This window comes from Pseudocitrobacter sp. CD920760, from assembly GCF_057782505.1.
Genome location: NZ_CM173490.1, coordinates 2660188 through 2682928, shown reverse-complemented (window position 1 = coordinate 2682928; position 22741 = coordinate 2660188). Strand labels below are relative to the sequence as shown.

Below are 22741 nucleotides of genomic sequence, written 5' to 3'. Positions count from 1 at the left end.
CCAATACGATCCGGCAGCTGCTAATGCATGTTCATTCAATCGGCTCGCTTAAATCAATGAACTCAATAGTCTTTGCTAAAGGTATAGATTGACGGGGAAAGTCACGTCGCAGTCGGCGGGCTAACTCTCCCAATGCATCACTACGATCCATCGCATGATGGACTAGCAAAGACGCTACCTGCCGAACCTGAGCCTTTGCGCCAGGCTCACGACTATTATCCTGCCCGCGAAGTGCATTACGCCACCCCAGTGTTGCCCTGTTTACATCAATTTGATCCAGCACTCGAATTAAGCCTGAAGGCTGGACTTGCACGAGGAGACAAAGAAACATCAGAGCCTCATTGTAAAAAGTGGGGCTGGGCTGAGATAACGCCTCTGCTAGCCCACTGTAGTGCGGTTCAAGAAATGTAGAAACCAGTGTTGGCTCCGACTGAGCAATCCTCGCCAAAACTAATGCTCCCAGTTGCCAATCGACATGACCCCAATGGCTGAGTGCAATGCGTCTGCCCGCGGCTATATGACGTAACGCGCTAGCCGGCGCGATGGCTGCGAGATGCGTCGACATGTTGACGATACGCGGCTCATTGCGCGCAATCATCTCCTGAATTGCGAGTCTCGCTGCTGGTACGATGTGCGCAACTCCGAGCAGCATTCTCGCATCGCCGATATTTTCCGCCCAATCCGAGCCTATCGCTTGGTCGATCTCGCTCCAATTGAGTGCTAATACCGTCTCCTCGAACTGCTTTGGCGAGGCCTTATGCATGAAGCTAAGAAGCCCTGCGGCAGCTTGGAAGTTTCGTTGCGTACTGCGCGACAAAGAGATCGCGAGATCCTTAGGCGACCAGCAACGGCAGATTTTTCGCCCCACCTGCCGCATTCTTCGGGACGGTGCCAACTTGCCAACATAGATGTTAAGCGGATCGTAGAGCCGCAACGCGTTCCACACGATATCGTTTAGTTCGTGGAAAGACTCTTGCGGAGCGGCACGCAGTCGATCGGCGATGGCCGGGATAAGTGCTTCGATCAAAGTGAACCCGAACTCTGATTCGACGTAGCAGAAATGTTCGCAAAAATCGGCAACGACCGATAGGTAGGCATCCTGCGGCCACTGTGACACAATGCGAAGGCACGCATCGTGATCAATGTGTTCGAGATAGCGTGCCTTCCACATATCATCTTTACAAGCACCTATCATCGAAAGCAGTTCGGCAATCTCACCCGCATGCAACGGGGCAGCAGCACTGATCGCCTTTGCTAATGCGCGTGGCTCAACTAGCATGACGATGTTTTCACCAAGTGCCCGATTAGTATTAAGTACATGATTAAGCACGCGGCCAATCGCATAGCATGCACCTTCCGGCGCCGCCTGTATCCACTCTGCAAGAGTCTCACTATGATCGGCAATTGTTTCCATCTCATCGGGCAGATAGCTATGCAAATTATTCAGTAACCAGCAAGCATGCCGAATATCAAGTGGTTCTGTCGCTACCCAGCAGCGTTCTAAAGCGGGAGTAAGCCATGCCGGCTGTACAAGCCTTCGCCACATCCCAAATTCGCCAGCTAACGAAAGTTCGCTAAGTAGAACACTTAGGCCACTGAGAGGCATCTGAATGTCGGTCAGAACTGTTCTGAGCATAACTGCAATTTTCTGACGCTCTTCGGCTGTCTGTCCGTCGAGAATACGTGCCAGGAGTACAATAGCAAGACGCTGGTGTGGACAGCGAAGGTCGTTGAAACTCAGTAAAAATCGTTGCGCTACAAGCCAATCAATCGCAGCATTTCCATCAGAATTCGACAACTCGTCCCCGACTAACCGCAACAACATTTCGCGTGAACAGTGCGCATCACGTGATGCCAGCTGTCGAATTGCAGCAGCTGCAAGAACCACGTCAGCGCCTGCTGCGCGCGCAGAACTTGCCATTGCATTCGCTCGCCGCCATCCTCCTCCAAGGATGAAACAGAATTGCCAGGGATAAAGCGCTTTCTCCGCTGCATGCTCAAGGCGTAGATCGAACTGCTCATCTCCAGGCCGATCGCCGATGCGATCATCGGCTTGACGAACAGCGGCAAGTGTTGCTTCGCGGGAAGCCAGAAAACCATTCGCAATAACCCGAACCGCTCGCTTAGCATCAAGATGGATGGCGCCTGGAAAGCCGCTCTTATCTTCGGAAATCGTGTACGCACTTAATACCCATCGCGATGCAGTGGCCTGTTCTTCCAACTCACGAAGAAATGCTGGGCGAGTCAGGTGAGCATCATCAACGATGTAGAGTGTCGGTTTCAGACTCTCATCAAAAGAAGGTATCTCTCCAATTGGGTCGGCTAATCTTAGGACACGCCAGCCGCGACAATACATTTGAAGCGCCACTTGAAGAATTGAGATTGATTTCCCAGCTCCCGGTACCCCCGCAAGTCGAGCTGTTCCTGCGCGCTCCAGGTCTGCAGTCAGTAGAGCTACCTCCGGAAGAATGGGACAAGCAGCGACATCTGCAGGCCCGAGTGGACGACCCATTAGAGCAGGTCCAAGATCACGAGGCTTTTCGAACTTAACCTCAGACCAAACTGATGCTTCAATATTGAGTACTGATGATCTTGGTGCGAACACAATGAGGCTCCGCCGGATCTGATCGAGCTCCTCGGAACTTGGTAACGCGCGCAGAGCTGCCATGATTTTATGCAGATCGCTTGCATGTTCGGGATAGATTTCTTCAATCACTTCCTGATGAGTGGATAGCAGCGCTTGAATCGTGTCCCATCCAATAGCAACTACGGGAAATTTTCCTTCCTTCACGCGTTGTTCTGACACTAGTCGGGCATGTTCTTGAAGTCGCGCATCATTAGGCGCTGTAGTAGCAAATGTCCAGTGTCCAAGCTGTGGTTTAAAATTTTCGGCCTTGATGAGTTCCGTATCGAACTCCACGATAGTCGCCTTGGCCCCATAACCTTCGTTCTTCCCTTTGCATTGCACACCAAAATTTATGCCGGGTGTTGCCTGTGGCGTTCCATAGACATCAACACCGTGCTGTTTTTGCCCAGACCGACCATTTTTTTGCGTAAGGGGAGACCTCCACACTGCGGCAAACAATGCACGAGTCAAATCTTCGAATTTCTCCCACGACTTTGGCGGGAGAATCTGTTTGTCAATAAAGTCCATTGCACAAGCCACTTTGTAAGTATTTTAAGGAACAGTCATCGCCTTCGCTTTAACCACATCCTCAAGAACGTGACTAGTCAAGCATCAGGAGTAGATTTTATTATTTCAGAGTTCCAAGTGGAATGAAAAGTAATCCATTTCGACTTGGGTAGCTGACAACAGCATTATCTCCCCACACCAAAACGGCTCTCGGGCCGTTAAGCGCTTCACCAACAAATAGAATTTTTTTTATTTGAAGTGAAGCACGATCTAACGCTACAAGCTCATGATTGTTTCGATTGACCGATAACAGTAAGTTTCCACTCACCGTTTGCGATAACGGGTCTGCCCATGCGAAAAAATTATTATTATCATTTGAGGCAAAGCGAATTTCTTGAATTAGCTCCCCTGATTCCGGCTCTATTACACAGATGCCACGCTTGGACTGGAACATGCCGACATAGATGCGATTGTAGAGATCGTCATATGTTAGACATGCAGGGGTTGAATCATCTGCACGACCATTGCTTATCTCGGCGAGCTGGACATCCGCCGTATATTTTTGACGACTCAAGTCGTAGATAGCTAAATAGCAGTTAGCATGTGGATAACTCAGCCCGTGGCTGCGTCCGCCGCGTTGAATGCTAATGTAAATTAATGGCAGTGTCGGATGTCGTAGCAGCGACATGCAGCCTCGGCCACCTTCGGGATATGCTACTGTCTTTACAACGTATGTGGCACTGTCAATGATGTAGAACTGGTTGACTCGATTGCTTGCGAAATAGATTTCTTTTTCGTTTTGTGACACTGCTAATTGTCCGTTACCGCCCCCAGGTAACACTATTCTTTTAACGATAGCATGCGTAGCCAAATCAATAACGAGCACAAAGTCCGAAAAAACCTGGCCGACAAACAAACGGCCATCTGCAATAACTAAGCTACCAGGAGGATGGCTCAAAATCTCTCTTTCACCGTTTTGCGGGGAGATCGACTCATATTTATCCAGGTCGATGGTACGTATGATTGATTTGGATGATGGATTAACGATTGAAATGCTGCATCCAGCCCAATTTGCAGTTATCAGGAAGTTGTTATGCAGGAGAATGTCATGTGGTTCAGAGCGGCTTGGAAATTTATAAATCGGGGCTCCATCATCACTACTGTCTAGAATAAGAGAGGCTTCTGATGTTGCTGCCTGTGCAGTCTTGGCAAAATCATCCAAGGATATGACCAGAGTGATGTTCGACCCTCGTGCCGCATCCTGTGCTCCAGGTTGGAAACCAACCTCACTGACCATGATTCCTCGATCGGCACCAAGGTCATCAATGAGGCTCTTGAGAGCAAGCACCTTTTCCTTAGGAACGCGAGTTTTCCACAATTTGCATTCGATTACCCAAGTACAGAGGATACCCGATCGAAGGAAGGTCGCGTAGACGTCAATATCATGGGTCGCTCGAACACCTTTGGCTCGATAATCAACCAAAGCATTACATCCAAGACGTCGAAATACTTCAGCTGTGGCCTCCTGATAAACTCGCCAGTCCGCGTAGCTCATGCAACTCCCCAATAATATGGCTATATTTTTTTCTGTGTGCCATCCAGCTTGCGATGAATAAGCGAAACCAACGTAAGGATGTCCAGCGCATCCAATTCAGACATGGGCCAATTCTTCTTAGGCGAATGGGCCAGTGGATTGCGCACAGCGCCGAATAGACCAATGAGTAGGTTCGCAAAACCTTTTTGTTCACTCTTTTCTGAGTCGGTAGTGAGCGGTCCCAAGGTCAGAACTGGTTGTTGTCCGGTAAATGCCTTGTTCACCAAGTCAGCACCATCGCCGCTCAACCCAGACAACTGACGAATACGTTCCGCAACCCCTTTCGTCGCCTCGAAGACGGCATGAAAATAGTTTTCGTCCAGAAGTTCTGCACGACAATAGTTCAAAACTTCTGCATGCACAGCACGGTTTTCGAGTGCAGCCTTAAGTCGCCCGGCGCGGGCTCTGGCTGAATCGAGTGTTGTTGCTTTAGTAGCGTTCGTGACCTTACCATCTTCGCGGACATAAAAGCCGGAAAAAGCTAGGACAACATTGAGTTCATCACGCCTCCAGGTAAATACTGCTGGATCACGAGCGTAATTTACCGGATTCATCGCACGGTTAATGAACATTATGAGATGGTTGCCGACCTGATATTGGTTCTGCGCACCTACGAGCGCATTATACAGCCGTTTCCATTTTGTCATGCTTGGCGATGTGTCGGCAACTTTGATTTCTTGTAGGAGTCGCTCGATCTGCGCCCCACTCAAGCCACGTTCGGTATCAGCAAGAACGCGACAAGCGGCCTCAAGGTGCTGAGAGTTGAATAATGGAATACGTATCATAAATTACCTTTTTATCACCTTTCAGACCCACTCGAGCGCCGTGATAATCGATTGTCCCTCAGTACCGACCTCCACAAACAAAGCGTGATCGTAGCCAAGCTGCTGCTTATAACCTTGAAGTTTCAGTAGATCGATTCGTCTATCGACGCGACTCGTTGATTTTTTAAATTCTAAGACCAGATGATTCTGTTGTGTACCTCGCCGATGCACGATCACATCAGGAAATACTGTCTTTGCTTCAACGTCTTCGCTGTCTGGATAAAGCTCCAAATGTCTGAGCCGTTTAGGTTCTACACCATCCCGGTTATATTCGCAATCTACATTCCAACCGGGGAAAGATAGCTGGAGGTACATCGCAAAGCGAAAGGTAATGGACCGTTCGTTAGCATCAATACTGAGTAGATCATGATCATTGAATAGTAGCTCGGACAATGCATGTGACACAGGTTCGCCTGGTTCACATTGATTGAGGTAGCGTATTTGAGCCGGGGTCAGTGCCATTATCACGCTCGCATATTTAAGGAATTTTATTGGATTTTTCAGTACGCATTCGGTTACCAACTAAAAGGTATAATAACTGAATACTAAAACCTGATGTTCATCACAAAATCAGAAAAACCAGTTCATGAAGCAATGGTAGAAAATTCGTATGATTTGTGTTCAGCTACTTGCACAGTTATGAACCAAAACTTAGTTCATAAGTGCATGCTTTGATTGCTCGATGAGAAAAAATTATTTAATTACAGTGGGTTGCAAAGTTTTTTATTATAAATTAAATTATGTATTTCCCTCAAACCCAGAATAGTTAAATCACCTACTGTGGTAAATAAGTTCATATGACACTCCCACTAACTGATAAATCAATACGTTAGGATTTCTGATCTCCCTCTCGTTTCTTGCATTAGGTACAGAGTACATTCTCTTCATATCCATGATAATTTTGAGGTAAATATTGTGTATTCACTAAAGCAGTTGGTTATCTCAGGCCGTAAAAGGCGATGGATCCTGATGGACTTGGAAACCTCTCTGCCGTTGCTGTATCCCCTTAGGTACCATATTGACCATTTGGCTTTCCGCTCATTGTCCACACAGTCAGCTTCACTTCAATCTGTGAAGTTTTTTTACGAATTCTGGAGGCAAAAGTATGGTGTCTCGTTTTGCTACAGCTTCTATTCATCTGACCACAATCCAGACATTGCTGTCGGTGAAATGCCCGCATTTTGGATGTATCTAGAAAATGGCCACAACGTCCAGTCAAATGTGTTGTCTTTAACGAGAGTCACAAAAGCCAATAGCTTAACTCATACAGTTAGAGTTCGTGCTGTGATCCATTTCATTTCTTTTTTGATTAACACCTACATATCACCTGCATACCGGGATGACTCTCCCAAAGCATTATCACTTTTGGCTTCGCGTTTACACACCCGTTTACAGCTTTGCCGGGAGAATTATCGAACGCTTACATCAAACAAATTTTCGCAACATAGTCACAGCAGCCAAGGATTTCAGAGTTTGTCTGGGGCAATGGTGCTCAGCCTGTATGGAATAATAACCCCCTCTTCTGCCCAAAAGCATAACCCGCTAAATCCTTTCCCTTCCGGGCATCTTCAGTTCCGCAATTTTTTGATTATTCGTCTGTTGTTAAATTATGGTTTACGAACAGGTGAGCTATTGTTGTTAGAGTGCAGCTCAATTAAACCTAATTTAAAAGGTGATAAGTTTAGTTTGATTGTGACAACTGTCGACGAGGCATACGAACCAAGAAAGAATGCGCCATCTCTCAAAAATGCATGGGCTAATCGTGTGTTGGAGCTCGATAAGCAGGATTATATTTTTTTAAGCATTTATATAGCAAAGCTTCGACCAAAAACTGATAAACACGATTTCATCTTTACATCGAGTCAACAGTCAGCGAAGCCTTTGTCCTACACATCAGTTCATTCTATTTTTTCGAAAATAGATCAGGTCTTCACTAACCAATATCCAGAGTACAAATCACCGTTGTACTCTGACTCGTTGCAACGATTGACTCCGCATACAACCCGACATACTTGGGCCTTTTTGACATTGCAAAAAATATGGCATTTAAAATATTTGAAAAGCCAGCAAAATAAAACACACTTTATTGCTGAAGTCCCTTCCCTCTCAGGGATAATGGAAGAAGCCAAAGATGAACTACGACTGATGGGGGGATGGAGTCCGACAAGTCAAATGCCTGATCTATATGCAAAACGTTTCCTGTCTGAGCAGGCTAATGCTGCCAATGTCCAACGAATTATTCAAGACAATGCAGCGCTACATAATACGTTAGATACTATAATGGATAGATATAACGATGACATCATTTGATAATGCATTAAAATCTGACGAAGGGAACTCAGTTTACCCTCCTGATTTAGCTAAGGCTATCTTTGAACTCGATATTCCTGATCGAATTTATCTAAAAACGGCAATGGAGTTTGATGATAAATATATTGTTAACAAAGGAAATAAATGGACTTTCGATTATTCAGGCAGTCGGCGATATCTTGTTTTCAATCAAGATTATATCTCAAATAAATTAAACAAGTATATCTGTTTCAAATATGCATCGACGAGATTTCCAACCAAACTTCCAGCGTTGCACCTTGATTGGAGGAATATCATTTCATATTGTCGAGAACATGGTGGGTTTTCGCTTAGTACGCTCCGATTATTTATCGAAAAAGAGGATATTGATAATGCTACTTTTTATTCCGTGTTATTCGGATTAAAAATACTTTGTGCTGAAACATTCCCAGGTTTCAATCTTGAAGATTACGATGATCTTGAGTTCGTCCCTCGACCGTATCTCGAACATTGGGGGGTTTACCAAGAAATCGATAATATTCTTGACCCTCTTGAAAAAAACATGATTTGCAATGGACTGTTTGAAATGGCTTCGTTGTTACGCGATGGCAAAAGTTTCAGTCACAGCGAAGTGCGCAATGCAGCTATCCTTGGGTTGGCTTATGTAACGGGTGCACGCCCAGTACAACTCGCTAGGCTGGCGGTCAAAGATGTTCGTATCGATACACGAAATCAGGAATCTGGTCTGATTCGATACAGTGTTTTTTTACCATATGCTAAACAAAGACGAGTGACGACAGAGCGGTTATTTCTGGCGATCCCCCCAGAAATTGGGGAGTTAATTATGAACTATACCGTGAGATATAAGAAAAACCCCGAAGATAAACTATTCGATTTCAGCGTTTCAGCTCCGCATTATGTGTCTCAGGCAATTAATCAGGCAATCCTAAATTTCTGTCCTCCTGAATATCAAGCCGCCGTAGCATGTGGCGAAGCTGCATTGCCCACAATTACACCCACTGATTTACGCCACAATGTTGGGCACTCTTTGGCGATGCAAGGTGCTAGCGCTGAAGAGATAGCACATGTACTGGGGCACACCTCTCTTGCCGTAGCTAAATACTACATTATGGCAACTCCCGCGTTGGCCTTGATCCGTGCTAAAGCGCTTGGGTCGAATCCCGTTTGGCAAAATATGGTGGCTATGATGCTCACTGGGGAACTGGTCGACTCAGCACATTGGAAAGGCCATCCAGTGGTGGGACTCGTTGGTGACGAGTTGCATGATAAAATTGGTGGTTGCTCCAGGAACAGTAGTACATGCCCTTTCAGCGAAGTGCGTTCTTGTTACGGCTGTCTGTATTATCGCCCTTTTACGGATGGTGAACATCAGGCTCTACTTGAATGCGTCAAAAAAGAAGTCGATGAACTAATCGCTATTTCAGACGGTGTAGGTAATTCCCGAAATCCGCTCATTTTAATCCATGAAACCACACAGTTTGAAATTGAGTCTGTTATCGCCCGCTGCCGTTTTCATCAGGAACAGGTGAAGTCCAATGAAAAATCACTTTGAGCATTTTCAGGCTTTTATTGAAGAGCAAAAAAAATGGTTCGAACAGCACCTGTCTGCTGATTTTGCCCAAACATGGAATGATCATATCTGGGTAAGTGGTAACCAGGGAAGTGGATGGTTGCGAGGGAACGGCAGAAATACATTACGTTTTGATGAGATGAACAGATTCAAAGGTATTGTAGAACATCTGCCCATCGACAAAGAATATAGTCAGTTCATGAAAGCTATGCTGGTAGTGGTTTACCGACAGGGAAATAGGAGTATGTCGCCAGCGGTGGCAAAGGCAACTTTGATGATTCTGAAACGATGGTACCATGCGATGCTTTATGAGACAGGACAGACCCATCCATCTTACCTGAGCACAGTTGTCATTCAACGAGCGATGGATCTTCTCAGTAGCGTTTCATCTCCTAGTGACCCCAATACAGCTAACTATAAAGGGCGGTGCGTTAGCCTTCAAAAATTGGTCAATCACTTCACATTTACGTTGGTTAAACTGCAATACAACTCTGATGTGAAGTATACCAACAAAACCAACTTGACCCGCAAAGCCCGGGAAACCATGGCGCTGAAACAGCAGGCCAAGCTGTCTGATACCACTACCGATGGTGAAGATGCGTTGATTACCATTCGCGGATTTCTGAACATAGTTGCATTAATCCAGCGGGTGGAAAGTGATGCTGAGAAAATCGCGTTAAATTGCCTGTTGTTATTGGTTATTACCGGCTTTCGCTCCATTGAAGCGTTTAATCTCAGACAGGATGCCCTGTTTAAACGCCAGATTGATGATCCGGCAATCTGCAAACGATTTCAGGACAAGGGATTACCCGATTATTTTCTTGGTATCCGTTATGTTGGTGTCAAAGGTGCTGGGGAGCGAACGCATTGGGTAGAACCGCTGGCAGTACCGCTGGTCGAGAGTATATTCAGTACCGTTAAAATGTTGACCGCACCAATACGCAGCCATCTTACCTATCTACGGGCAAAATCTTTTGCTGATTACCTGCCACAGGCCATCAGCAACATGCCCGGTGAACGAGTCGAACTGGACGATGTGGTGAAGTACATCACCCAAACTACCTCAAGTTTTCGGGGCCGGGCAGGACAACGGGACAAAACATCCAAAGCCCTTAGCAAAAGAGGTGTGCTGCCCGTTCAAGAAATACCAGGCCCGAAAAACAGCAAATCTATCTATTATTCCAAGACTGCTCTCAATCATTACATTAAGACCGAATTTGGCCTGGCGAATGCCAACGAACCCTGTACACACGCCTGGATGGAAAATGGCAAACGCTACCAAGTTAACTACGAGGATCTGCTATTTCTACACGAGAAGGGTTCGCTGGCATTAAAGCGCACACTGGCTTTGCTGGCTACACCGATACCCTTCACTAACACACTTATGAATAAATTCTTAGGCAACGTTGAGCCTGATGGATCAGTATTCAGCAAATATCAATTACTGGAGGAGGATGGCACCTCGACGCGGATGCGTACCCACATTCCCCGGCACAACATCAATACCTTTCTTGCTATTGCGGATATCTCTGACCACTTACAGGCAATGTTGATGGGTCGAGTGGACATCACGCAGAATCAGCATTATCAACATCTGGCGCTTGCAGAACGGCGAAAAGCCGCCTCGTTGGTGCCCTTGCAGCCGATTTCGACAGCACTAACTGTCTCGCCCTCTTCGTCCTCCATTGCTACGCCACTGGATATCGTCAAACGGACCGGCCAACTGGCGGTCACGGAACACATGACTTTGGACAATACCATCAAAGCCAACCTGCATACTTTTGACGATCGGGATGATGTAGCCAGGTTTGTCGAGGCGTCATTTGCTAACGGCCTCTTTGAAGATGTTGCTGCCGCCTTTGAAGAAATCCGCGACGCAGAAGGACCAGAGCAAGCCTCTGACATGGTGGCAAGACATGCCGTGCTGTATCCGCTGAAATTTGGCTCCTGTATGCGGGAAGTTAACCTCTGGGGATGTCCTTATCGACTGAAATGCCAGAGTGCTGCCTTTTGTGAACATTTCACGCTGACAGGCCGGATAGATGAGCTACCAAATCTGATTGCCAAAAAACAGGCTTTACAGCAAGCACATTCGAAGTTGACCCAACTTACTCAACATCAGCCTGATTACCAGACCAGACTGGCCGACATCGAACGACGGTTACAGCAACTCGAGGCAATACAAGCACAATGGCATCGTCGTGCCAAGACTCAACAACTGGTTGCTGCTGAGAGTGTGTTGTCTGGTGGAGTAATCACCGAGGGCAAAGTCCGTACACTGGCCCAGCTTTTTGCACTTGAATACCAACAATTGATGCAGGAGAATGATTGATGCGCGGCAAGGAACTGAACACACTGATTGAGCACGAATTACAACTGATGCTGGTTGAAGGCTTTGACAAGTCCCCTATTTCCGCCAAGGCCCTGCATATTAGGCTCAAGGCAAAAGGTATCGTTAACGGTGGTTTAAGTACGCTGAGCAGCCTAGAGCGTAAACGCCTAATTGCTGCCTATGTTGACCAGCAACTTGGCCCATTGACTCTACGCCCAAAAGAAAAACAGCAATACGTCAACCGCAAAACCCGTCAGGCTTTGCTGGCCAGAAACCAGCAGTTGCAGGCTGAAGTAAGTGAATTGCGAGACCAATTAGCGCAAAATACCCTTTCGTTGATAGAAATTGTCAAAGCGGTAAAAATCAATTCGGTTATACCGGTGGAAAGCCTGTTGGCCAACCATATGATTCGGGAACTACATAAGTCGTCATAATTCTGACATGGAAGATTTAGCCGACAGCTTCCCGGTTGTCGGCAGAATGCTGGTTGTATTGATAAACATATATTTATGGCTCCCTCTTTTGAGTTTGTTATCTGAGAGGGCGTCTCCCACTGTAATGTCCTGCTTGGTTCATTGCATCAGTGTAATGCTACACTTTCGTTACCTTCAAAAAGTTCAGTCGCTTTATATGTAATATCATTTTTTGTCAGCATGCTTTTCGCCTGGATGCCTTTTGAGTGCTTCGATAAGATTACTTCGCTCTTCCTCTGTCATCCGGGATATGAGTAATGCAAGTTCAGCTGTGGTCTGATCATCACAAAAAAAGTAGTTCAACGGCACGTTTAACTCTGCCGCCATCCGTCGAAGCGTATCAATATCGGGGACATGGCGCCCTTTCTCATAATGATTCATACGACTGCTAGCCGAAGCGGGATCAAACCCAACAAGGAGGCCCAATGAGCGCTGTGATAAACCCGCCCTGCTTCTCGCTTCCTTAAGTCTTTCTGGTATCGGATTTTTTTCAGACACTGATTCATCTTCATTGGCCTCGAATGCTTAGATTGTCTAAGTATCTGCCATTGTTGTATACTTAGCAATCCTAAGTTAACTGCCTTGTTTTAGTCATATGAATAGTCGAGTATCCAACGCTGAGTCGTACATATTTTCCGCAATAATCTATATTGCTAAAGATAACTTCACCAGTAACGATGTGGCTCAAATTCTTATCGAGCGATTTTCACTTCCGAAAAGTTATTTTAAGGCAAAAGCTTTTGCTTATAACCAAATTCAGTGTTTAGTTAGAAAAGGATTATTGAGTAAAGTCAGAAAATCAGGCGCGTATCAATATGTATACTCAGTCACATCTGAATTCAATGTCGTAAAGAAAAGCGTAGAGTTAATTGAGGCACCCAAAAAAAATTCCAGTCAACTTGTTTTAAGTGCTACCAGTCATGAATACAGAAATGTAAATATTCAAATAAGAACTCTTATTGAAAAATACAGCAGCGAGTTGGAAAAAGTATCAGGAGCAAAGGAGATTTATGAAGAGTTGATAATTGCCGTGCCGAGCAGGGAAAATGAATTCAGAAAACTTTCTCTCGAGCAAGAGAAAAAGCAAATTAAGATAAATGAAAAAATAAACACATTGATTGGGATTTTTAATAAAACCATTGCAATAAGGCAATGACTTTTAAAAAACATTTAAAGTTAAATAAGTCCATGAAAGAGAGAGGGCAAAGCAGAGTCCGCCCTCTCCCTTCACACACTGATAAGCCTCATTACAAAGAGGATAACAGCGTACACCACTATATGCTAGTCCTTAATAAATATAATCCCAGCCAGCGCGAGATGCAACCTTTAAAATTTGAGCAGTATTAGTTAATACAACGAGTTCACCCTTACACCTTGTAAGCTGTAAAGTAACAAGACACCTTACAGGCTGTTTCTTACGAGGAGTGAATTTATTATGAAGTAATCGACATGGCCACCTACTTATGGATACTATTTTTCCCGTTAGACTTCTTAGCCAGTTACGTCCACTTCTAATTGGTTTTCGTAAATCAAAAGGATTAACTCAAAGAGAATTATCTGCCATGTTGGGTGTAACCCAGCAGACTTATGCTCGCCTTGAGTCAAATCCTTCAAAAGCAAGTTTTGAGCGTCTATACAAAGTGTTAAATATTTTAGGGGTGGAGATTTCGCTCAGTTCTGCACCGCTTTCAACTTATACAAACCCTGCAAATTTTGTAGAAAAGGAGTTTGATTCACCGGCAAGGCGTGAGGAATGGTGATAGAAGCCAGGCTATTTGATAGGGCTGTACGTCAGGCACTGCCCTTAAGGAAGGTGCGATTTGCGAGCAAGGGCGCTTTGCATCGGAGTTAGCGGGCCGTCAATATGGGAGTTAGCGAGCACACAACCAGCCGCGAAGATCCCCGCGTCATAGCGACATAGAGGTGTCGTGCATCCATCTCTTCCGGGGATGTGATGACTGCCACCTCCCCTTCCAGTCCCTTTAGCAACAATGTGCTGCCGATTACACGCCGGGCCAATGGTCGACTCTCGTGGCGATTGCGTTCGCGCTCGTTTACCGTGGCGTCTGCAAATGTGCAGCCTCCGGCAGCAGCCGACTGCAAGGCGCGCAAACAACAGCGCAAAACCTCTGGCCGATAGACCCGCGCATTATCCTGGCGGGTCAGAAGGCGCAGTGCCTCAGCGGCCAGCGTAAAACCGGGTCTCTCTGCAAATGCCACTAACGCTGCTTCGGCAACCGTCGGCGGGTTGCGGGCTCGCCCTCTTCGTAGCGTTTCCAGACGGGGCAGCAATGCTGCGGGGCCAACTTGGGTCATGACGCCTGCGGCAAACTGCACCAGGCGCGTCAACGCATCCGCAGCGTCTAGGTTAAACGCTGCACCAAAGTCGGTAAGGTCGACTAAATCGACGGCTTCGACGGTCGTTGCTCCCGGGGTCTGGCTGGCCATCTGCTGACGCCCGCGGGTGTCATAGCTGTTTCCAATCACCAGTACCTGCCCGTTTGCGGTGACAGCGCGTGTCAGGGCTGCAGTAAGGCGCTGCTGAACAACTGTTTCTGCCCGTAACGGCACCCAGGTCACCTCAGCAGGCACCTGGCGAAGGTCAATGGCGTTACCATTCAGCAACATCCGTCGGCAGTCCAGAAGCCAGCGACCGAGCTCCGGCGCCCCTGCGTTAGCCCAGCGCCATGGATGATTGAGCTCACCAATCAGTGGAAAGTGAGAGAGTACATGTGCATCCCAGTCCACGAGCTGGTTCCCCCGAAAGCCAAAAATGGCCTGCATGGGGTCACCCAGTACACAGGCAGGCAGCACCGTTGATAGCGCGGTTAGCCCCCTTTTTTGAAGGGTTAACAGGTGAGCAGCGACTAGAGGTTGAAAATCAGTCGAACTACATCGCGCAGCTTGCTTACAAGGCGGCTAAATCCGAAGTAACGCGATTGTTCGGGGCGGTAGGCAGAAATGAACCTTGTCCCTGCGGGTCGGGAGTAAAGTATAAAAAATGTCATGGAGCCTGAGTGCTGGCTTCGCTATGTTGGACGCGGCCGGGGGCTAAGTCCACGGGAGCCATATCAGGATGCTGTCCACATCGTGCAACCGAGCGCTTTTTATTGGTATTGCCGTTGACTCTCTTAAAGCACATCGTCGTGCGTGGGGCAGTATATGGCCCGCGAAAGTAGGCCAAATTCACCCAAGAGGGAGAAAATACGCGAGTGCGCACTAAAACACGCTATCGTAGCGCTGACCTTTAGTTGCAACGTCAAAAATGAACAACTCCCAGGCAGGGTTACTGGCTTCGGCTCAACGCATATGGTTAAAAACCCACCAGGAAAATTGCCTCTCTACTTCCATTCTTAGTTCTGGGTCAGTTTTCATCGATGCTGTATCAGGCATACCATCCGGACAAAAATCAGCAAGCTGACTTTGAATAAACTTTAGCTTTTCTTCTTTTTCCCCTGCGTTCTCAAACACCATGAATGGCAGCTCGATAATCGGCGGTTTGGTCTGGGTGGTTAACGGCATGGTTATGCCTGAATTACGGCCAGGCAGTGAGTGTAATTCTCTGATATGACTCAACAGATTGTAGGGTAAGGTGTTTTTTACGAAGTAAAAAACGTCTGCATAATAATCAGTTACGAATCCATCCCTTTTTCCTGGATAAGCCAGCGTATCCATCTCTGGAAAGGGAAACTGTAAACCCTCATTTCTGTAATGTACGATTGGCACTCGTTCAAGTACAAGCCCACGGTATTTGAGGATGTATTCATAGTGACAAGGTTGCTCAATGCTAATCGTTGACCACCAGTGTTGTCCTCCTATATCTTTTTCTGTGTAGCCAATATGAATGGCATAATCCGGGTCCAACCGATAATAGGCCTCGCTGATACCGTCATATTCCCAATTGTCGTAATCCAGAAGCAGTCTGACTATGCGGTCAGCGGGTGCCAGGTCCAGGTTAAAGCGCTCTCTCCACATTGCCATGACATCTCCAGGGCTGGCACAGCTAGTTACGGGCGTATTGGCATCTTGTTGCCGGGTGTAAACGACACCGGCTCTGACAGTTTTTCCCTCTTTTATATAGTCCTGGGTCAGATAGTAGGGTTTCATTCTGACGTTACGAATTTGTAGAATAGCCAGCACCTTATGCTGGAGTGTGATGTGGTGCAGCTGAATATCCGGACAATGGTGCTCTGCAAAACTGACTTTTCTTAACAGATCGATTAAATTTGCCTGGTTAAGTTGCTTACCATCTTCCGGCACGCCGGTAATCACCCCTTCATCATTCACGCCAAAAATCAGATACCGGTCACCGTCATGCAGGACGTTTGCCATGCAGAGGATATCGTGAACAAGGGCTGCATTGTTTTGGTGGTAGGTTTGTTTAAAGTCCCACCATGGCCCTTCCTTTCCACTGGCAATCAGTTTTTCGATGGTTTCGTTCATAGTCCCCTCTATCCGATATGGCGTGCGTTTGCTTGTACCAAGTATTCCTTCAGTCTACTTAAATTGGTAGTGTGAAATGGCTCTTCTGGCATTCGATGCCAGAAGAGCCAGTTGATTACTTAATAAGTATCGTTGTCAGCAGTTAAACGGCAGTTCCTCTTCTCGTAAAACTACTGGCGCCTTGTCTGCCCGGTACTGGATCCAAGTTTTCAGGTCTATTTGCGAGCCGTTACGGCCAGCTAAATCAAAATATCCCCTGTTAGCAAAACGGCGATATATAAGTTCTTCACCTGTTATGGCCAGGTAGGCGTTCAACGCCGAACGATGAATGAAAAGTCCGCTTTGTCTTACACCTTTATGATGGAAGGCGATAAGTTTGCCAGAACGATCAACCCAACCGCTTTGACAATCCCATAAAAGTTCGAGTTTTTGAATGATTCCCTGGCATGGCGCAATGAGGCTATCCTGGCGCTCGGGCGTGGTATATGAGTAGTCATATTCCCATTCGCTTCCGCGTAGTAAACTGACTTCTGTAAAATTAAATGCTTCACTATCTTCCTCATTATTAAGAAGTTGTTTGTACACTGGGCTGTCAGGATATTCAGCAAGATAACCGCGATAACAGCTATTTCCCTGATTATATTGGAAAATATCGCGCGCACTTTTCTGTTTAAAGTTCTGGATGCTTTCATTTATGAGTGCGCTTGAATAATAAGCACGAACTGCCAGGTAAGGTGAATTCCAGCTATTTTCATTCGGCGCTTTATCCTCGTCCCAATAGCTGTGTGAAAGCGCTACCCACTGTTCCCCTTCCTTGTCAGTTCGAATCAGACAAGCTTCATAAGGTGACAAATCATCGGTCCGAACCCAACCTTTGATATCTGAATTGCGGTCAGGGAATGCATAATTTGTTTCTTCCATCAGTACTGGATAGACACTTTCTGCGGTGATGTCGCGTACATCGGTCAGGTCGACTTTACGGACGTCGACTGACCATAGATGATCACTTGTAGGTTCGTAGTCGGAATATGGGTCTTCCAGTGCGGGAACATTACTGGCCAGAATGCCCAGTAGTCGATGTAAGGCGATCCAGTAATATTTTTTACCGAGTCGGTCAGCATACCCTTTTCTACCCCGTCCCGAGCCATACTGACTCCCGATATGGCGATCATAATTGAGCGCGCAGTGGTTATAACCGGGATATCCTAAATTAAGTGCTTCTCGCATTAACCAACAGGCAATGTTTTCATGGCTGATATTGGCGCTCTCCAAGTCAAAGCCGGAAATCTTCGATTCCACCTGATAACGCCAGAAATCCGGGGCCATGGACTCTCCCCAGAGCACCATGTTTGATGGTAAATGTTCCAGATCTAGGAGGGGTTTGACATCCGCCATTACAGGCCATCGTGATGGTAATGATACGTTTGTCTGGTAATGCTGTAATTGGCTTGTTACGGCTGTGGGAAATTCTCCTGTTTTCAACAAGTTTACTAATAGCTGAACCGTATCCCGGAGCAGAATATTCTTGCTATCTGACGCAATGCTTAATAGACCAGGGAGCGCTGGCATAAACGCATTTCTGCGTTGGTGTGACAATAAGCATGCACTGTAGATAGCAAGGCTAATACGCTCTAATACGTAATCATCATCACAATATGCAAATTCACTGATTACTGTTTGGCAGTTCTCCGGGTAGTTTGCCAGGATTCTGCTTAGCCCTTTTGAGGATAAATCCCTGATTCGGCGGTCAGCACACGAAGTGAGCCAGGCAAGTGTTAGACTGGCCAGCCTCCGGCTTTCAGCAGGCCAATGGGTTATGTCAGCAAATAGTGCTGCATGGATGAGTGAATAGACAGCAGTCTTGTTATCAAATGATCCCAGCGCAGCTAATGACAAGTAGGTGTCACGTTCAGCTAAGGATGACTGCCGTAAAAATGGCCCCAGCCAGTTAGTTGCGTTTAGACGATGGTCAGGAACCAGACTAAGTGAAAACAGCGCTTCATAAACCGACTCCCATAATCCAGGTGTATGCAGTGCTGCATGGATGTGTTCATCAATTTCTTCCACTACACTTTGTCGGGAGCGCCAAACCAATGACTGGATGAACAGCTTATGGGCTTTTTCGGATGGTAATCCTACTTCTTCAGCAGTAATTTCAAGAGCAGTTTTCTCTGGCAGCACGGCGGCAAGAGCTTCCAGCAATCCAGCATCTTCTTCTGTTAACGCTGCAATTTTCTCCGCGAGTTTTGCTGTATCCGAATCAAGAGCTTCCACAAGGCTGATAGCACGGAGTATGTCACCGTAGCGTTGATAACCCAGACGGATCAGGAAGGTATCCTCATCTACAACAGAAAGAATAATGAGGCCTTCATGTGCCAATGCATTTAAAAAGGATTCAGGTGTGGTCTCAGTTCCCACTATTTTGCTCAGTGCTTCGCAACAGGTTTCCCAGGTTCGGTTCTGCGGCAACTCATGTGTCAGGGTATTCGCGAGTGCCATCATTGCAGCCCTTACCAGATTGCGAGGGTTTGCGTAGTGGAGGTGTTCTCGAATTAAAACATCGCAATGTTTGAGATGTCCTTGAAACAGAGAGGTAAAACCCGGCAAAGAAATATCCAGATTGTCACGGCCTTCGCCCTTTAGCGTTTTACAGGCCAAGTGTAAAAATAAAGGATTACTGAGTTCGGGTGAAAAAAGTGGTGTAATCTCTGCATCCAGCCCATAGTAGGCTGCGAAAGCTTGTACCGCTTCGAATTGATGTCCTGAAAAACCGATATGTTCGAAAGCAAACCCTGGAAAGCGTGAATCGACCACAAGATTGCGATAGGTATCTCGGGTTGAAACGCAGATTTTGATGTCTGGATAAGACTTGCATTGAGCGAGTAATTCGGGAAGCTTGTCCTTCCAGCGCACTTCTCGCGGGCTTTCGTTCAAGGCATCGATATAAATGACAAAAGGTAAGCCAGTATGTTCGGCGCAGGCCTGTATGCATTCAAATAATGTCGAACGATCGATGGCGGCACCCAGCCCTATTTTACTGCGCAGCACTTCCCAAGGCTCTGCTTTGCCAAAGTCGTCTCCAAAGACGACCAAGGAAAAACCACCATGTTCCAGTCGACGCAATGCAGCGCTGACAATTGCGTGGGTTTTGCCGATACCCGCTGGGCCAACCAGCAGTAAGGAATGTGCTGTTGCAGCACCAATGACCTGAGAAGTCAACAAATTTTGCAGTTGCTGCGCCTGCTCTTCCCACTTTCTCGCCGCATCCATATCTCCGGCAGGAAATGCACACATATACTCTGCGTGGAACTGTCGGAACGATTCTGTATCACTATGCTTGCCATGCTTTTTATAAAATTTATCTTCTTGAGCATGGCGGGCATCAGCGATAAGTGTCAATAGGGATGACAGAGCAACGCAAAGATCTGTAACCGATGTGGCCGTGACATCGTTATCTCTCATGCTCTCACAGTAGGCGATTATTTCTTCAATCAATGCCGTCGCAGATGTAGCACAGGTTTCGCCGAGTATATCCAGCGATTTGCGTCCGTATCCATTCAGTGAATGGAACTCTCGAACGATTGGTGTTAATGATGTTTCATACCACTCGCGAAAGTCACCGGTCCCACCAAAAAAATCCAGACCAACATGAGCATTCGTCACAACATCCAGCATTGAAGTATATCTTGGCCCTGCAAAAGCAATGGCGTCATCCAGACATTGTTGAATTTGAGCTGCTGTCAGCAACGTGTCATCAAACCAATACCTGCGCATTCCTCCGTAAGGGTCTATCTCAAGTAATTGATTGCAGATAACAGCCGCGGTACAAAGGACAATAGAAAGTGACTTCCCTTTCGCTGACGCTTCCGATTCGACTTTACTTTTCCATTCTTCAAAGCGTTCCGCCTGGCTTTTTCCTCGCTTTCCCGCAGCAACACGCCCGGTCAGGTCAAACGGTATATAAATCCAGTATTCGGTTAGTGTGGGATGGTTGCTTAGCGCGGCTTTAAGGGAACTATCAATCTGTGTAAGCTCTGCGGAAGCAAGCTGGAAAAAGTATTTTGCCTGAACACCGAATACGGCACCGTCCGGTGAGCGGAAATATGCCTCAACGCCACCGTCTCCACCATCTCCACGCAGACTAATAAATGTTGATTTTGTCGGTACTCGACAGGTTTTCCTAAATAACTGTACGGCGAGTGCTTCAAAGCTATCGTTACGGCTTTTGGGGGCGCTGCGAATTAAACTGAAATCAATATTCATCACCTGTCCTTGTTCCTGTCAATAATGCGGCAAAAGCAGTCACATATTATACCCATTAAAAATGTATTGGTATTGAGGCGAGGTAAGATGTTCGCTGTTATCAGGCTTGATAGCCCGTAGCCACTTGTAGAGGCTGTGCGCAGAAACGCCCAGACGGTCTGATACTTAGGCAACAGAATAACCGCGCTCGGTTATCTGGCGGACAGCCTCTTCCTTAAATTCAGGGGTAAAACGTGGTGTGCCCATAGACTCGTCCTATGCTCAAACTATAGGGCAGATTTGTCTACGGGCTCGGGGTCACTCCAAACTATAGGGCAGGATCGTCTACCGGGGTGGGGTCTGACCCTGACCCGAAATCCTGCTCCATTCAGAAACAGAATTCCGGCATGATATTCACTCCCCTGAGCGGAGGTTGTGCCGATGAAAAAGTCACGATTTACCGAAGAGCAGATTGTCTTTGCCCTGAAGCAGGCTGAGCTGGGTACGCCCGTACCGGAAGTCTGCCGCATGCTGGGCATCTCCGATGCCACGTTCTACACCTGGCGCAAAAAGTACGGCGGGATTTCTCCTTCAGAGCTGAAACATATGCGGCAGCTCGAAGAGGAAAACCTTCGCCTGAAGAAGCTGGTTGCCGACCTGAGTCTCGACAAGGCCATGCTGCAGGACGTGCTGGCAAAAAAGAGCTGACGCTGGCACGCCTGCGCGAGTGGGTCAGGGACTTACAGACCCGCTACGGTGCCAGTGAAAGACAGGTCTGCTTTGCGCTGAAGATCAGCCGCAGTTCGTTCCGGTACCGCTCCGTTGCGGCAGACGACAGCGCACTGCGACTGCGCATCAGGGAGATAACCGAAACCCGTGTCCACTATGGCTACCGCAGAGTCCACGTCATGCTGAAACGGGAAGGCTGGCGCGATAATCACAAGCGTGTTTACCGGCTTTACCGCGAGCAGGGATTATCGCTGCGGCTGAAACGCCCCCGCCGCAATAAATCTGCGCTGAAACGTCAGCCACAGCCGCAGGGGCTGTATCCCAATCATGTATGGGGGATGGATTTTGTCTCCGATGCGCTGTTTGACGGTCGCCGGCTTCGCCTGCTGACGGTAATCGATCTCTACACGCGCGAATGTCTGGGGATCTGCGTGGGCCAGAACCTGCGCTCTTCAGAAGTGGCGGAGATGCTGGACACTATCGCGTTGAGACGCCCATTACCGCAGCTACTGAAGACAGATAATGGCTCTGAATTTGCAGGGAAAATGCTGGATAAATGGGTGTACGAACGTGATATCCGGATCGATTTCTCACGGCCAGGCACGCCCACGGATAATGCTACGGTGGAGTCATTCAACGGCAGGCTGCGGCAGGAGTGCCTGAACGAGAACTGGTTTATGTCCAAGGAGGATGCCCGGTGCAAAATCGAGGTCTGGCGCATACACTATAACCAGAGTCGTCCCCATTCTGCACTGGGCTGGATGACCCCGTGCGAATTCGCCGAGAAATCTGCCGGTTGCCAGAATAAGCAACCAACCTGAAGCCGGTTATTCCTGATTATAGGCTCCGTTTGGGAAACGGAAAATATTGTACGTTAAGATCAAATTTTAACCTGTAATACACTGATAAATTAGGGGCCCGCTTGGAAAACGGAATCTATGGTCACTCCCGTTTTTGCAACACCGATTTTGACGACAAGTTGGCTTGCTTGAATCTATCCGGCGTCTGAATGGGATTTTATTCCCGCGCCTCGATGAGTTCCGCGCCTGATGAACCTCCAGAAAATATACGGCTTCAATGAGCCTTTCCGT

The 22741-nt window shown here is 47.1% G+C and carries 16 protein-coding genes and 1 pseudogene; 8 read left to right on the top strand and 9 right to left on the bottom strand.

Annotated elements, in window-relative coordinates; all coding sequences use genetic code 11:
• Positions 1 to 31: 31 nt before the first annotated feature.
• The 4 genes from AC1MKH_RS12660 to AC1MKH_RS12645 form a co-directional block, all read right to left on the bottom strand.
• Complete coding sequence (locus AC1MKH_RS12660) at positions 32 to 3154, bottom strand: hypothetical protein (protein ID WP_000345550.1); 3123 nt, start codon at positions 3152 to 3154, stop codon at positions 32 to 34.
• Positions 3155 to 3254: 100 nt separating this feature from the next.
• On the bottom strand, positions 3255 to 4688 hold the full coding sequence (locus AC1MKH_RS12655; RefSeq protein ID WP_327622008.1) for a restriction endonuclease: 1434 nt from the start codon (positions 4686 to 4688) through the stop codon (positions 3255 to 3257).
• Positions 4689 to 4708: 20 nt separating this feature from the next.
• Positions 4709 to 5512 carry a TIGR02391 family protein gene (locus AC1MKH_RS12650; RefSeq protein WP_000619352.1) on the bottom strand — a complete coding sequence of 268 codons (804 nt, stop codon included), beginning with the start codon at positions 5510 to 5512 and terminating at the stop codon, positions 4709 to 4711.
• 21 nt (positions 5513 to 5533) lie between these two features.
• Positions 5534 to 6013, bottom strand: coding sequence for a hypothetical protein (locus AC1MKH_RS12645; RefSeq protein WP_001542736.1), 480 nt, complete (start codon positions 6011 to 6013; stop codon positions 5534 to 5536).
• Positions 6014 to 6520: 507 nt separating this feature from the next.
• Between AC1MKH_RS12645 and AC1MKH_RS12640 the strand changes: the two genes are divergently transcribed.
• Genes AC1MKH_RS12640 through AC1MKH_RS12625 form a run of 4 tightly spaced genes read left to right on the top strand, consistent with a single transcriptional unit; the run spans position 6521 to position 12197 of the window.
• Positions 6521 to 7861 carry a site-specific integrase gene (locus AC1MKH_RS12640; protein ID WP_001459747.1) on the top strand — a complete coding sequence of 447 codons (1341 nt, stop codon included), beginning with the start codon at positions 6521 to 6523 and terminating at the stop codon, positions 7859 to 7861.
• Complete coding sequence (locus tag AC1MKH_RS12635) at positions 7848 to 9413, top strand: site-specific integrase (protein ID WP_006810651.1); 1566 nt, start codon at positions 7848 to 7850, stop codon at positions 9411 to 9413. The genes AC1MKH_RS12640 and AC1MKH_RS12635 overlap by 14 nt, the downstream gene beginning before the upstream one ends.
• Positions 9397 to 11763, top strand: coding sequence for a hypothetical protein (locus AC1MKH_RS12630; RefSeq protein ID WP_000788503.1), 2367 nt, complete (start codon positions 9397 to 9399; stop codon positions 11761 to 11763). The genes AC1MKH_RS12635 and AC1MKH_RS12630 overlap by 17 nt, the downstream gene beginning before the upstream one ends.
• Positions 11763 to 12197 carry a hypothetical protein gene (locus AC1MKH_RS12625; protein ID WP_276224622.1) on the top strand — a complete coding sequence of 145 codons (435 nt, stop codon included), beginning with the start codon at positions 11763 to 11765 and terminating at the stop codon, positions 12195 to 12197. The genes AC1MKH_RS12630 and AC1MKH_RS12625 overlap by 1 nt, the downstream gene beginning before the upstream one ends.
• 204 nt (positions 12198 to 12401) lie before the next feature.
• Here AC1MKH_RS12625 and AC1MKH_RS12620 read toward each other — a convergent pair whose 3' ends face one another.
• Positions 12402 to 12734: a helix-turn-helix domain-containing protein gene (locus AC1MKH_RS12620; protein ID WP_024189840.1), complete on the bottom strand. Its 333-nt coding sequence runs from the start codon at positions 12732 to 12734 to the stop codon at positions 12402 to 12404.
• 97 nt (positions 12735 to 12831) lie between these two features.
• Between AC1MKH_RS12620 and AC1MKH_RS12615 the strand changes: the two genes are divergently transcribed.
• Positions 12832 to 13392, top strand: a complete 561-nt coding sequence (locus AC1MKH_RS12615) for a hypothetical protein (protein WP_001543770.1) — start codon at positions 12832 to 12834, stop codon at positions 13390 to 13392.
• Between the two features lie 307 nt (positions 13393 to 13699).
• Complete coding sequence (locus AC1MKH_RS12610) at positions 13700 to 13996, top strand: helix-turn-helix domain-containing protein (RefSeq protein WP_000379666.1); 297 nt, start codon at positions 13700 to 13702, stop codon at positions 13994 to 13996.
• An 88-nt stretch (positions 13997 to 14084) separates the two neighbouring features.
• Here the strand turns inward: AC1MKH_RS12610 and AC1MKH_RS12605 are convergent, their stop codons facing one another.
• On the bottom strand, positions 14085 to 15020 hold the full coding sequence (locus tag AC1MKH_RS12605) for a hypothetical protein (protein WP_016245986.1): 936 nt from the start codon (positions 15018 to 15020) through the stop codon (positions 14085 to 14087).
• On the opposite strand from AC1MKH_RS12605, the gene AC1MKH_RS12600 reads away from it, so the two are divergent.
• Complete coding sequence (locus AC1MKH_RS12600; RefSeq protein ID WP_308241817.1) at positions 14948 to 15253, top strand: SEC-C metal-binding domain-containing protein; 306 nt, start codon at positions 14948 to 14950, stop codon at positions 15251 to 15253. The genes AC1MKH_RS12605 and AC1MKH_RS12600 overlap by 73 nt on opposite strands.
• A 283-nt stretch (positions 15254 to 15536) precedes the next feature.
• Here the strand turns inward: AC1MKH_RS12600 and AC1MKH_RS12595 are convergent, their stop codons facing one another.
• From AC1MKH_RS12595 to AC1MKH_RS12585, 3 genes and pseudogenes are all read right to left on the bottom strand, one after another.
• The gene (locus tag AC1MKH_RS12595) at positions 15537 to 16679 is read right to left on the bottom strand and encodes an AlbA family DNA-binding domain-containing protein (protein WP_001459743.1); all 1143 of its coding nucleotides are present in this window, start codon (positions 16677 to 16679) and stop codon (positions 15537 to 15539) included.
• Between the two features lie 135 nt (positions 16680 to 16814).
• Positions 16815 to 20942 (bottom strand): NACHT domain-containing protein, encoded by a 4128-nt coding sequence (locus AC1MKH_RS12590; RefSeq protein WP_042201197.1) that lies wholly within the window; start codon positions 20940 to 20942, stop codon positions 16815 to 16817.
• Positions 20943 to 21032: 90 nt separating this feature from the next.
• Positions 21033 to 21188 (bottom strand): annotated as a pseudogene (locus tag AC1MKH_RS12585) (transposase); the annotation flags it as partial.
• Positions 21189 to 21362: 174 nt separating this feature from the next.
• Between AC1MKH_RS12585 and AC1MKH_RS12580 the strand changes: the two are divergent.
• Positions 21363 to 22471, top strand: a protein-coding gene (locus AC1MKH_RS12580) for an IS3 family transposase (RefSeq protein WP_442961951.1) whose coding sequence is annotated in 2 segments (ribosomal slippage) — positions 21363 to 21624 and positions 21624 to 22471 — 1110 coding nt in all. Because the reading frame shifts where the segments join, the coding sequence is not laid out codon by codon here.
• The last annotated feature ends 270 nt before the right edge of the window (positions 22472 to 22741 follow it).

What these genes read in the sequence shown, in the direction of transcription:
- AC1MKH_RS12660 (WP_000345550.1), bottom strand. Translation starts at nt 3,154, where the DNA reads ATGGACTTTATTGACAAACAGATTCTCCCGCCAAAGTCGTGGGAGAAA.
- AC1MKH_RS12655 (WP_327622008.1), bottom strand. Translation starts at nt 4,688, where the DNA reads ATGAGCTACGCGGACTGGCGAGTTTATCAGGAGGCCACAGCTGAAGTA.
- AC1MKH_RS12650 (WP_000619352.1), bottom strand. Translation starts at nt 5,512, where the DNA reads ATGATACGTATTCCATTATTCAACTCTCAGCACCTTGAGGCCGCTTGT.
- AC1MKH_RS12645 (WP_001542736.1), bottom strand. Translation starts at nt 6,013, where the DNA reads ATGGCACTGACCCCGGCTCAAATACGCTACCTCAATCAATGTGAACCA.
- AC1MKH_RS12640 (WP_001459747.1), top strand. Translation starts at nt 6,521, where the DNA reads ATGGACTTGGAAACCTCTCTGCCGTTGCTGTATCCCCTTAGGTACCAT.
- AC1MKH_RS12635 (WP_006810651.1), top strand. Translation starts at nt 7,848, where the DNA reads ATGACATCATTTGATAATGCATTAAAATCTGACGAAGGGAACTCAGTT.
- AC1MKH_RS12630 (WP_000788503.1), top strand. Translation starts at nt 9,397, where the DNA reads ATGAAAAATCACTTTGAGCATTTTCAGGCTTTTATTGAAGAGCAAAAA.
- AC1MKH_RS12625 (WP_276224622.1), top strand. Translation starts at nt 11,763, where the DNA reads ATGCGCGGCAAGGAACTGAACACACTGATTGAGCACGAATTACAACTG.
- AC1MKH_RS12615 (WP_001543770.1), top strand. Translation starts at nt 12,832, where the DNA reads ATGAATAGTCGAGTATCCAACGCTGAGTCGTACATATTTTCCGCAATA.
- AC1MKH_RS12610 (WP_000379666.1), top strand. Translation starts at nt 13,700, where the DNA reads ATGGATACTATTTTTCCCGTTAGACTTCTTAGCCAGTTACGTCCACTT.
- AC1MKH_RS12605 (WP_016245986.1), bottom strand. Translation starts at nt 15,020, where the DNA reads ATGCAGGCCATTTTTGGCTTTCGGGGGAACCAGCTCGTGGACTGGGAT.
- AC1MKH_RS12595 (WP_001459743.1), bottom strand. Translation starts at nt 16,679, where the DNA reads ATGAACGAAACCATCGAAAAACTGATTGCCAGTGGAAAGGAAGGGCCA.
- AC1MKH_RS12590 (WP_042201197.1), bottom strand. Translation starts at nt 20,942, where the DNA reads ATGAATATTGATTTCAGTTTAATTCGCAGCGCCCCCAAAAGCCGTAAC.